Raw genomic sequence first — 965 nt, 5'->3', positions numbered from 1 at the left:
GCGATCTTCGAATGCCGTTGGCTGGTGCCCGGAACGGAACATCAGGTCACACGAAAAACCCCGCGAGGTGCCGAGCACCTGCGGGGTTGATGGAAACCGGCTGGTTTAATGTCGGTCGCGGACGCTGAGGCCGAGAAGGAAGCCCAGAAGTCCTGCCAGAAGCAGGGCCGATAGGGGATTTTCGTGCACTTGGCGGCGAACGACCTTTCCGCCCTCCTGCGCGTAAGCGCCTGCATTCTCATAAAGATCGGCGGCGTATTTCGACGCCTCGTGCGTTGCTTCGCGCAACGCTTCGCGCCCTTGGCCGTAAAGATTCTGCGCTGCGCCCTCGGCCTGCTTCAATCGGCCCTCGGCGGAGTTGCGATCCGAACCCACGGCGTCGCCGAAAGCACCCTGCACGCGTCCGCCCAGCTCACGGGCTGCGCCCTCGAAACGGTTCCTGTCCAAAACATGACCTCCTGGCTGATCACAATTTCAGCGTCGGAGATTTAAATCGCTTAGGCGGGAATTGGTTCGACACAGGATGCGATTTTTTCCACCCGCAGCCAGCGGGGCGTCATTGATCGGCGCAGGCTCTGCAACCCACCGGTCGAGAGGGTGATTCGCGACAACACTCATTGAAGTCAGCCCCTCGAAACGGGAGGCAGACTTCGCGAGCTCAGCCGTGTTTCATTCCACCGGCGATCGGCCCCTACGCCTCGTGCGAGGTCCGTGCCCAGGTCGTGTCGTCCAGGGACGTGGTCTGCGTGAAAGCGAGCGGCGCCGCACGCCGATCGGTGATGTGCGCCTGATGCTCGGGCAGGAAGGGCCGCAAGGTCACGACCACGCAGCCCGACTCCATTTCGCCCGTTGGGAGCACGGGGAAGCCCGACGCATGAGCCAACGAGAACACCGACATCTCGCCGAAGGCCCCGCCGAACCGATCGAGCATATCGAAGCTCGCACGCTCGGCTTGCCCGTCGCGC

Annotated in this window: 2 protein-coding genes; both read right to left on the bottom strand. The window is 63.1% G+C overall.

From position 1 onward, the window contains the following. Positions 1-105: 105 nt before the first annotated feature. Entirely contained in the window at positions 106-447 is a 342-nt protein-coding gene (locus NS365_RS22845; protein ID WP_058602585.1) for a CsbD family protein, read from the bottom strand. Between the two features lie 244 nt (positions 448-691). Beyond that, positions 692-965, bottom strand: a 274-nt coding sequence (locus NS365_RS24700) for a hypothetical protein (protein ID WP_193753524.1), incomplete at its 5' end; no start/stop codon positions are given.

Origin of the sequence: Aureimonas ureilytica, assembly GCF_001475935.1 — a bacterium.
In the GTDB taxonomy this organism is placed as follows: Bacteria; Pseudomonadota; Alphaproteobacteria; order Rhizobiales; family Rhizobiaceae; genus Aureimonas; species Aureimonas ureilytica_A.
Note: the sequence above shows the minus strand (reverse complement) of the source record. Positions and strands in the feature narration are given on the sequence as shown.